Source organism: Streptomyces sp. SID5910 (assembly GCF_009862125.1).
In the GTDB taxonomy this organism is placed as follows: Bacteria; Actinomycetota; Actinomycetes; order Streptomycetales; family Streptomycetaceae; genus Streptomyces.
In genome coordinates this window covers 1-7,103 of the sequence record NZ_WWHX01000971.1, presented here as the reverse complement: position 1 = coordinate 7,103, position 7,103 = coordinate 1, and the positions used below count along the sequence as shown (strand labels likewise).

The 7,103-nt window shown below is 73.1% G+C and carries 7 protein-coding genes; 5 read left to right on the top strand and 2 right to left on the bottom strand.

The features are described from left to right. Positions 1 to 712: 712 nt before the first annotated feature. Entirely contained in the window at positions 713 to 1,735 is a 1,023-nt protein-coding gene (locus GTW67_RS34885; RefSeq protein WP_161168727.1) for an alpha/beta fold hydrolase, read from the bottom strand. A 198-nt stretch (positions 1,736 to 1,933) separates the two neighbouring features. On the opposite strand from GTW67_RS34885, the gene GTW67_RS34880 reads away from it, so the two are divergent. The 4 genes from GTW67_RS34880 (at position 1,934) to GTW67_RS34865 (ending at position 3,804) form a co-directional block, all read left to right on the top strand. Beyond that, a complete protein-coding gene (locus tag GTW67_RS34880; protein WP_161168726.1) occupies positions 1,934 to 2,155 on the top strand; it encodes an Rv3202a family protein in 222 nt (73 codons plus the stop codon). A 187-nt stretch (positions 2,156 to 2,342) separates the two neighbouring features. Beyond that, the gene (locus GTW67_RS34875) at positions 2,343 to 2,984 is read left to right on the top strand and encodes a TetR family transcriptional regulator (protein WP_161168725.1); all 642 of its coding nucleotides are present in this window, start codon (positions 2,343 to 2,345) and stop codon (positions 2,982 to 2,984) included. Positions 2,985 to 3,138: 154 nt separating this feature from the next. After that, entirely contained in the window at positions 3,139 to 3,366 is a 228-nt protein-coding gene (locus GTW67_RS34870) for a DUF3107 domain-containing protein (RefSeq protein WP_161168724.1), read from the top strand. Positions 3,367 to 3,537: 171 nt separating this feature from the next. Continuing rightward, positions 3,538 to 3,804 carry a hypothetical protein gene (locus GTW67_RS34865; protein WP_161168723.1) on the top strand — a complete coding sequence of 89 codons (267 nt, stop codon included), beginning with the start codon at positions 3,538 to 3,540 and terminating at the stop codon, positions 3,802 to 3,804. A gap of 49 nt (positions 3,805 to 3,853) precedes the next feature. Here GTW67_RS34865 and GTW67_RS34860 read toward each other — a convergent pair whose 3' ends face one another. Beyond that, on the bottom strand, positions 3,854 to 4,627 hold the full coding sequence (locus GTW67_RS34860) for a ferritin-like domain-containing protein (RefSeq protein WP_161168722.1): 774 nt from the start codon (positions 4,625 to 4,627) through the stop codon (positions 3,854 to 3,856). Between the two features lie 493 nt (positions 4,628 to 5,120). Here GTW67_RS34860 and GTW67_RS34855 point away from each other — a divergent pair. Further along, a partial coding sequence (locus tag GTW67_RS34855; protein ID WP_202438103.1) for a DEAD/DEAH box helicase occupies positions 5,121 to 7,103 on the top strand: 1,983 nt, incomplete at its 3' end.

Sequence of the window (7,103 nt, the reverse complement as noted above, 5' to 3'; positions counted from 1 at the left end):
TGTGGAGGACGCGGGAGTCCCGTCCTGGAACCGGGGCACCCCCCGCGCGGGAGTCCCGTCGGGGAACCGGGGCACACCCCGGCCAGGCGTACCGGGACCACCCTGGGCGGCCCCACCGCCCCCGACACGCGGAGAACCATGCGCCGGGGTGCCGTCCGGGAACCCCGGGAAACCCTGCGCCTGCGCACCGCCCTGAACCCGCGGAAAGCCCTGCGCGGCCGCGCCGTCACCGAACCGGGGCACACCGTGCGCGGGCGTGCCGTCGGGAAGCCGGGGAACACCCTGACGCGACGCACCGTCGCCGAAGCGGGGTACACCGTGCGCGGGCGTGCCGTCGGGAAAGCGGGGAACGCCCCGACCCGGCGTGCCGTCGCCGAACCGCGGCACCCCGTGCGCGGGAGTCCCGTCCGCGAACCGGGGCACATCACGCGCGGGCGTGTCGTCAGGAAGTCGAGAGGCCGCCTGACCTGACGCGCCGTCGCCGAAGCGGGGCGGGCGTGGGGTCGCCTCGCCCCGGGTGTCTCCCGGCGCCGTGCCCCGTGGCGCCGGCCCCGGCGTTCCGTTCGCCGGCGGCGTCCACTCATCCGCCGGCGGCGCGGGCATGCGTCGTCGGCCCGGGCGTGCGGCCCGGTCGTCCCGTGCTGCCGCGGGGGCGTCCGCGCTGTCGCCCTTGGGGGCGGGTCCGCGGCGGCTGTGGCGTCCCACTCGCGCCTCAGCCTCCTGTGGTCTGGTTGGCGGGCTCGTCGTCGACGGCCCGGTCGGTGCTCCCGGCGACCGCCGGCTCCCCGGTGTCCGCGAGAAGTTCGCGGAACGCCGTGGCCACGGTCTCCGGGTATTCCATCATCGCCACGTGTCCCGCGTCCGGCAGGGTCAGCAGCCGGGAGCCACGGAAGGCGCGGGCCGCCCGCTGGGCCATGCGGTGGCCGACGAGCTGGTCCCGTCCACCGTAGACCAGCAGCGTCGGCGCGAGAACCCGTTCGGCCTGCCGCCACAGCCCGTACTGGCCGCCCACGGTGTACGCGTTGACGATCCCGCGCGCCGAACGCGCCATCGCGTCCCAGAAGTACGGCAGTCGCAGCCGCCGCTCCATCTCCTCCACGGCGTTGCGGAAGCCCTCCGGCGACACCTTCGCAGGGTCGCCGTAGCAGAGCGCCGTCACTCCGCGGACGCGCTGCTCGGGGGTCCACTCCCTGGTGAGCCGGGTGAACAGCGACACCACTCCCGGCAGCGCCAGCAGCCCCGTCGGCACCGCGCTGCGCTGCACGCGGATCTCCGGCAGCGCGGGCGACACGAGGGTCAGCGTGCGCACCAGGTCGGGCCGCACCGCGGCGACGCGCGTAGCGACCGCGCCGCCGAGCGAGTTGCCGAAGAGGTGCACGGGGCCGCGCCCGGCCGCGTCGAGGTGGCGGACGACCGCGCGCGCGTGGCCGCTGATCGAGTAGTCGCCGTCGTCCGGTGGCGGCGAGTCGCCGAAGCCGGGCAGGTCGACGGCCTCGCTGTCGACGACGTCGTCCAGCAGCGGCATCAGCGCCGACCAGTTCTGCGAGGAACCGCCGAGGCCGTGGACGTACAGCGCGGGCGGGAGCCCTTCGCGCGCGGGGCGCCTGGAGCGCACCGTCAGGGTGATGCCGGGCAGGTGGACCGAGCTGAGCCGCTCGCCCTCCGCGACCTTGACGGCCGCCACTTTCGGCAGCACGGTGGCGGGCGGCACGGACGGCGGCTCGGTCGAAGACATGCGGCAATGTTACGAGACGATCACGCAGTGGCTCATGTGTTCGCCATCACAGGGGCGGGTGCGGTACCGGGCGAGCCGGGTACCTGCGATCGGCGCACATGACGTCTGGCGGCCGAATCGGGTGTCTCCTAGGCTCATGGAGAGGGCACCCGCATGTGGCCCCTGCATCCAGGGACGTCCGTAGGAAGGGAGCCCAGCATGACCGTCGACCCCACCGACCCGGAGACCTTCGACGACGAGGACCGCGAGCCCCGGGAACTCGATGTCGAGGCCCCCGACGCCGACGCGGCGGAGCAGAACGCGGACATCGCGCCCGACCGCGACGATCCGCTGACCGACGTGGAACCGGACCGCGCCAACGAGGCCGACCTGGCCGAGCAGGCCCGGGTCGTCTCGCACGACGAGGACGACTACCGCTGAAGCGGGCGGCCGCCGAGCAGGAGGGAGGCCGATTTTTGCCCGTCCTGGGACCTTTTGAAACCTGTTGTGCGGCTTTCGCCACCGTCCGGTCCGTGAAATTCTGCGTCCGCACCGCGCACACCACGGTTACCGAAAAGTACGATGGCGACGCGGCGCACACCGCACGTGGACGACTTTGGGAGGCGGCGTGACAGCCATCGAGCAGACAGAGGCGGTACGCCCGCGGGGCACACGCCTTCCCCGCCGTGCCCGACGCAACCAGCTGCTGGGCGCCGCCCAGGAAGTGTTCGTGGCGCAGGGCTACCACGCCGCCGCGATGGACGACATCGCCGAGCGCGCCGGCGTCAGCAAGCCGGTGCTGTACCAGCACTTCCCCGGCAAGCTCGACCTCTACCTCGCCCTGCTGGACCAGCACTGCGAGGCGCTGATCCAGTCCGTGCGGAACGCGCTCGCGTCGACGACCGACAACAAGCAGCGCGTCCGGGCGACGATGGACGCCTACTTCGCGTACGTGGAGGACGACGGCGGCGCCTTCCGCCTGGTCTTCGAGTCGGACCTGACCAACGAGCCCGCCGTGCGCGAGCGCGTCGACAAGGTCACGAACGAGTGCGCCGAGGCGATCTGCGACGTCATCGCCGAGGACACCGGTCTCTCCCGTGCCGAGTCGATGCTGCTGGCCTCCGGTCTGGGCGGCCTCGCCCAGGTGGTGGCCCGCGCCTGGCTGCACAGCGACCGCAGCGTGCCGCGCGACCAGGCGGTCCAGCTGCTGACGTCGCTGGCCTGGCGGGGCATCGCCGGTTTCCCGCTGCACGGCACCGAGCAGCACTGACCGTCGCGCGTTCGGCTCACCGGGGCGTTCGTTCCCCCGGCTGTTCGCTCCTGGCGTTCTCGGGCGGAGCGTGTACGTCCCCTCACCGGGCTAATGTGTGCGGGGTACGGCGCGGAAGATCGCGCACTTCACTGACCGTCGGAGGGACATAGCCGTGGAGGTCAAGATCGGCGTGCAGCACGCGCCCCGCGAGATCGTTCTGGAGAGCGGTCAGAGTGCCGAGGAGGTAGAGCGCGTGGTGGCCGAGGCACTGGCCGGCAAGTCGCAGCTGCTGAGCCTCGTGGACGAGCACGGCCGCAAGGTCCTGGTCCCGGCCGACCGCCTCGCGTACGTCGAGCTCGGCGAGCCGAGCCCGCGCAAGGTGGGCTTCGGCGCGCTGTAGCCGACGGACGAAGCACGCAGAAGGGCCCGGCGGCCACGACCGCCGGGCCCTTCTCCGTTTCCCCGTACGGAGCACAGCTCACCCACAGGAGGAGGATTGCATTCCGCAGGTCAGGGGTAAGTCGGGCAGTGACCGTTTCGGGCAGGCCGGCCACGTGGGAGGGACCCCGACATGCTCCTGGAAGCGCTCAGCGCCTCGATCCTCGGCCTCGTCCTGGCCTGGGCCGCCGCCCGCCGTCTGCCGCACCGCCTCCCCGACCGCGTCCTGGTCCTGCCCACGGGGGTCGCCGGCGCCCTGTTCGGGGCGTTCGTCACGCACACCGCGCTCGGCGCCGGGGGGCTGCTGCCGGTCCTGCTGGGTGCGGCGGCCGTCTCGGCGGCCTCGCTGTCGCTGCTGCTGCGCCCGGAAAGACTGCGCCGCCGTTCGGCGACCGCCTGACCCGCCGCCGGTGGCGGCCGGCCGGACGGCACCGGCGCCGAGGTCCGGCCTAGGCCGCCAGCCCCAGCGCCGCCATCCGCTTGGTGTGCGCCTCGGTGATCCGGGAGAACATGCGGCCCACCTCGGCGAGGTCGAAGCCGTCCGCGACGCCGCCCACGAGCATCGTCGAGAGCGCGTCCCGGTCGGCGACCACCCGCTGGGACTGCGACAGCGCCTCGCCCATCAGCCGCCGCGCCCACAGCGCCAGCCGCCCGCCCACCCGCGGGTCCGCGTCGATCGCCGCGCGCACCTTCTCCACGGCGAAGGTCGCGTGCCCGGTGTCGTCCAGCACGGCCAGCACCAGGCTCCGGGTGTCGGAGTCGAGCCGGGCGGCGACCTCCCGGTAGAAGTCGCTGGCGATGGAGTCGCCGACGTAGGCCTTGACGAGGCCCTCCAGCCAGTCCGAGGGGTCCGTCTGCTTGTGGAAGCCGTCGTAGGCGGCCACGAACGGCTCCATGGCCGCCGTCGGCTCCTCGCCGATCTCGGCGAGCCGGTCGCGCAGCCGCTCGAAGTGGTGGAACTCCGCCGACGCCATCTTCGCCAGCTCCGCCTTGTCCGCCAGCGTGGGCGCCAGCTTGGCGTCCTCCGCGAGCCGCTCGAACGCCGCCAGCTCGCCGTACGCGAGCGCGCCGAGCAGGTCCACGACCGCGGCACGGTACTGCGGTTCGGCGGCCGCCGTCGCCCAGTCCTGGGCGGCGACTCCGGTGGCACCGGTGGCTCCGGTCACTCCGGTGGTTTCGGCGGGGGCGTCTGCGGCGTTGCCAGGCTTGTCAGAGCTCGTCATGCAGCGCACAATAGCCCGCCCGCCGCGGACCGTAAGGGCCTGGTCAGTCACTGTGACGACGACTACGTGACCAAATCGGCCATCGCGTGTGCGCGAATCCGAGGTATGGTGGTAATGCGCCTGCCGAGTATGTGACGTACGGGTACGTGACGTCTTCGTCGGGCCGCACGCATGAGGATGCCCGGTCGGTGGCCCGATCGGCTCCGACCCGACAGCCCTCCCTGCCGTACGCCACATCGCGTAGGCAATCCGGAGGGGGACCCTCAGTGGTACGAGCGCTGGAGCGTCGACAGAGGTCCCGTGTCCTACGGCTCACCCGTAAGGGCAGCCGACGTCCCCGACACGGTCCGGCACGACCCGCGCGCTCGCCTCGCACCACGCACACAGAAGAGGCAGCACCCTGACTACGACGTTCCGATCCCTCGGGATCCTCCCCGAGACCGCCGAAGCCCTTGAGGCCGTCGGCATCGTCAATCCCTTCCCCATCCAGGAGATGACGCTCCCCGTGGCCCTGTCGGGCACGGACGTCATCGGCCAGGCCAAGACCGGCACCGGCAAGACGCTGGGCTTCGGCCTCCCGCTCCTCGAGCGCGTCACCGTCCCCGCCGACGTTGAGGCGGGCCGCGCCGCCCCCGAGTCCCTGACCGACGCCCCGCAGGCCCTCGTCGTCGTCCCGACGCGCGAGCTGTGCCAGCAGGTCACCAACGACCTGCTCACCGCCGGCAAGGTCCGCAACGTGCGCGTCCTCGCGATCTACGGCGGCCGGGCGTACGAGCCGCAGGTGGAGGCCCTGAAGAAGGGCGTCGACGTGATCGTCGGCACCCCGGGCCGTCTGCTGGACCTCGCGGGCCAGAAGAAGCTGAGCCTGAAGCACATCAAGTGCCTGGTCCTCGACGAGGCCGACGAGATGCTCGACCTGGGCTTCCTGCCCGACGTCGAGAAGATCATCAACATGCTGCCGGCCCGCCGCCAGACCATGCTGTTCTCGGCGACCATGCCGGGCGCGGTCATCGGACTGGCCCGCCGCTACATGTCGCAGCCGACCCACATCAGCGCCACCTCGCCGGACGACGCGGGCGCGACGGTCGCGAACACGAAGCAGTTCATCTACCGCGCGCACAACATGGACAAGCCCGAGATGGTGGCGCGCATACTGCAGGCCGACGGCCGGGGACTGGCCATGGTCTTCTGCCGCACCAAGCGCACGGCGGCCGATCTGGCCGACCAGCTCAAGCAGCGCGGCTTCGCCTCCGGCGCGGTCCACGGCGACCTCGGCCAGGGCGCCCGCGAGCAGGCGCTGCGCGCCTTCCGCAACGGCAAGGTGGACGTGCTCGTCTGCACCGACGTCGCCGCCCGCGGCATCGACGTCGAGGGCGTGACGCACGTCATCAACTACCAGTCGCCGGAAGAGGAGAAGACGTACCTGCACCGCATCGGCCGCACCGGCCGCGCGGGCGCGAAGGGTACGGCGATCACGCTGGTCGACTGGGACGACATCCCGCGCTGGCAGCTGATCAACAAGGCGCTGGACCTGGGCTTCAACGACCCGCCGGAGACGTACTCCACGTCCCCGCACTTCTACACCGACCTCGGTATCCCCGAGGGCACCAAGGGCGTCCTGCCGCGCTCGGAGCGCACGCGCGCCGGGCTGGAGGCGGAGGAGCTGGAGGACCTGGGCGAGCCGGGCGGCCGGGGCGGTCGCGCCCGCGGCGGCCGTGGCGGCCGCGACGAGTCCCGCTCCGCGGACCGCGAGCGTTCCTCCGACCGTTCCTCCCGTACGACGCCGCGTCGCCGTCGCCGTACGCGGGGCGGGGCGCAGGTGGACGCGTCGGTCGCCGGGAGTGCCGCGCCCGAGACCGTGACCGGCGGCGCGGACGGCGCCCCGGACGCGACCGAGGGTCCCCGCACCCTGCGCCGGCGTCGCCGTACGCGCAGCGGTGAGTCGGCCCAGCAGCCGGTGACGGCCGTCGCGACCGAGGCCGCGGCGCCGGAGGCGGCAGTGGCGGTGGCTACGGCTGAGGGCACGGCTCCGGAGGTTGCGGAGAGCGCCGAGGCTTCGGCGAAGCCGCGTCGTCGTCGCACCCGCAAGTCGGCCGAGACGCCGGTGGCCGAGGCCGCCGTGGTGGACGCTCCCGTGACCGAGGTCGCCGAGGCGGCCGCGGTCGAGGCGCCCGTCGAGAAGCCGCGCCGGCGCACCCGTAAGGCCACGGCTTCGGCTGCCGCCGAGTCTGCGGTCGACACGGCCGAAGGTGTGGCCGAGCCCGCGGAGTCGAAGCCGCGCCGGACGCGCAAGAAGGCGGCGGCGCCGGTGGAGACTGCCGAGACGGCGGAGCCTAAGCCCCGTCGGACTCGCAAGGCCGCCGCTGCTCCGGAGACCGTCGAGGTCGTGGAGGCTCCGGAGGCCGTCGAGGCCAAGCCGCGTCGGACCCGGAAGACCGCTGCCGCCAAGGCGGAGACGGCGGTCGACACCGCCGAG